Origin of the sequence: Nevskia soli (assembly GCF_903970205.1) — a bacterium.
Taxonomy (GTDB): domain Bacteria; phylum Acidobacteriota; class Terriglobia; order Bryobacterales; family Bryobacteraceae; genus Bog-113.
Genome location: NZ_CAJCHS010000413.1, coordinates 1 through 2,926 on the forward strand (window position 1 = coordinate 1; position 2,926 = coordinate 2,926).

General features: G+C 59.5%; 3 protein-coding genes. 1 reads left to right on the forward strand and 2 read right to left on the reverse strand.

Translation table 11 applies throughout. The annotated features are described in order from the left end of the window. Positions 1-673: hypothetical protein (locus H1Y01_RS17755; protein WP_180541904.1), on the forward strand; the 673-nt coding region annotated here is incomplete at its 5' end. Positions 674-871: 198 nt separating this feature from the next. Here the strand turns inward: H1Y01_RS17755 and H1Y01_RS17760 are convergent. Together H1Y01_RS17760 and H1Y01_RS17765 are read right to left on the reverse strand one after the other, a co-directional pair. Then, entirely contained in the window at positions 872-2,050 is a 1,179-nt protein-coding gene (locus H1Y01_RS17760; RefSeq protein ID WP_180541906.1) for a BTAD domain-containing putative transcriptional regulator, read from the reverse strand. Between the two features lie 667 nt (positions 2,051-2,717). Next, a partial coding sequence (locus H1Y01_RS17765; protein ID WP_180541908.1) for a hypothetical protein occupies positions 2,718-2,926 on the reverse strand: 209 nt, incomplete at its 5' end.

Below are 2,926 nucleotides of genomic sequence, written 5' to 3' on the forward strand. Positions count from 1 at the left end.
TGGGGTGTCGGGTTTATGGGCGCAATCTCTCGATCCGAACAACCCGACGCCGCTTAAGCCGGGTGTCAACTCGGGCCACGTGGATACGCAGACGTCGGTGCATTACTGGTCGCTTACCGGCGAAAAAGGCATCGTCAAGGTGAGCGTCTCGTTCCGTTCGGTCAGCATTCTCGGTGCGAACATACGCACGCCTCTGGGCATAGAAATGTATCCGCCAAACGCGCCGGATAAGAAGTTCACCAAGACCCTGTTCTCTACCGGCGATGAAGTGGAGTATACAATCGAAGGTCCATGCGCGGCCGAATGTACCGAAGTGCTGGCAATTCTGCCGCCCAGAGCCGCCGTCAACCTGGGCGGGGACTACAAGATTCAGGCGATTCAGGGAATCCGGTTTGCGGAGGCGGCGAAGACGGAACCTGACTCGATCGTGACACATCACTTCCGGAAATTTGGTTGTAACGATACCGATCCGCAATGCGCCATCAGTTTCCTGCCCAACGGCGTCATCGCACTGCCGGGCGGCGATCGGGGTACATGGAAGTTATTTGACCAGGATCGAGGAATTTATGTCCTTGTGATCGGTAACCAGCGGCAGTCCCTGAAATTCAAGCCGGGTGTGGGCCTGGTGTCAATCGACGGCAATCAGCTCACCGCGTATAAAGAAGTACGCTGAGCCGGAGAAGTTTCGCAACGTCAGGTATCGGAAGGACTCTTCCATTTCCGGCCGGATGGTTCAACATCGGTTATTCGTCTCCTTTGGAAAGCAGGAACAACCCAAGCGAAGTTGCCGCCCTGCGCTCCGGCGTGCGAGGGAAAGTTTCCACCGTCGCGTAACCCGAGTCGCGTGCCTCCAACGCCCATTGGTCGAATGTCATGACCGGTTCGAGGCCAATCGCGAGCCTCTGCCACGTCTCGGCGCGTGTCCTCCCGATTCGAACACCGTCGTGGCCAAACCGTGCCTCCGCCTCCGCCGCCAGTTCGCGAACGGCGGATTCGGCCCGCCACTCCGCCGCTGCCTCCCATGCCGTGGCGATCGATTCCGGCATTCGCACCGAACCGCGCATCGCCGCAGGAAGGTGGGCGCCGAACCCCCGTGCCGAACACACCACTGGTACATCTCATCTGCGAGCCGGGTTTTTCCAATTCCCGGCTCGCCCGAGATCACGACCACCCGTGGCCCATTCTCAGCAGCCAATTGCCAGGCTTCCATTAGCTGTTGCCATTCCGATGCGCGACCGACAAGAGGACATGATTGGCGCGGTTGCGAGACTGGCTTCGTTGCCGACGGGCCCGGCGCCCCCGGGTCGGGTGGGGCCTTCAGAATTCTGGCGAACAGCTCCCGCGTCGCCGGGCATGGGTCCACTCCCATCTCACGTCGAAGTACCCGCATGCATTGGTGATAAGTGCGCAACGCGCCGGCCCGGTCCTGATTGGCGAAGTGCAGCCGCATCAGCAATTGATGATGTGCCTCGCAAAACGGTTCGAGGGCGACGAGGCGGTTGGCCCACGCAATGGCGGCGGCGAAATCTTTCCTCTCTTCGGTAAGGAGCGCGAGACGGTGCAGTACCCCGGCCATTCGTTGTCTGTATTCGTCGCGAAGCGGGGCGATCCAATCGTCGTATAGGCCAGGCAGAAGGTCGTCTTCATAAAGCCGAGCCGCAGTTGTCAGCGCGTGCAGTTCGCGCGCGCGGTCGTTCTGGCCACACGCCGCGGCGGATTCGGCTATGGCCGCCCGGAAATCTGCGGCATCGATCTTACAGGCGGAATCATGCCGCCATTGAACGGTGAAATGATCGGTTGCGAGCGAACTGCATTCGGCCGGCAAGGCCCGCTTCAGATGATGGAGAAGCTGCCGCAGATTCGTCCGCGCCTGCGATTCGCCCGATTCCGGCCACAGGAGAAAAGCCAGCCGTTCCCGCGGCTGGGGCGAATCGCCGTGGAGGATCAAATACGCGATGAGGGATTGCAGACGGTTCGTGTTGACGGCCGTCACGGTGCGTCCCGCGACGGTGATCCGCAGATTGCCGAACAAGCTGACTTGTGTACTCACCGTCTATGTATTTTACGATTTGTGCCGGTATTTGAACGCCCCATGCCGAGCCTGCGGCTAGGCCCGGCTGGCGGGAAGTTTCATTCCCGCTCGTCCGGTGCGTGAAGCGCGGGATATGCAACGGCTGCGAGTCCACCTGCAGCCGGATCGCAATCGGGTAGTCAACCGGATTGGCCGTTTGCTGCAGACGGTCAACGTGAAGCTTCGAGCGTTCTCAGCAACATCGTGGGCGTCAGCGGCGCCAGGATTCTGCGTGCTCTGGCCGAGGGCAAAAGAGGAGAGAACCGGGCCGAACTGGCTCACTGACGGCGTGGACTGTGCTGTCCGAGATCGGCAGCGACCTGAGTGCGTTTCCGAATGCGAAGCATCTGGCCACGCGAGAGAGAAACTGTAATTTCACATCGAACAGAAGGAGATTAGTACACGTAAGGACAATCAGTCAAAATCGCAACCCGCTAACTGATTGAAAATACTGGTGAGCCGGGCGGGGCTCGAACCCGCACTGCCTACTGAGCTATCGCAAGTTATTGATTCTACAATCCGCCAGAAACGCCAGAATCGATACTTCAGCCGAACCGAGGAACACAGCGGGTACACGGGCTACGAATTCGTTAGTTGCTGATTCCCGGAAGAGGCGTATGAAATGTCCAGTGTGTGACTCGGGACTTCAGAGGCGGTCATGCTCCGGCGGTTCGACGGCGGGAACCTTCGACATGACGCATAGGAATTTCTGGTAACTCCCACGAGACGCCTTCTCTTTGAGGCGCTCGAATTCAAGCAGGCGTTCTTCAAGGGCCGACGCCAACAGGTCGTCAACCGAGATGTTTTCAGCCGTTGCCCCTTCAGGGGCCCGGCGATACAACTCTTCGGGTACGT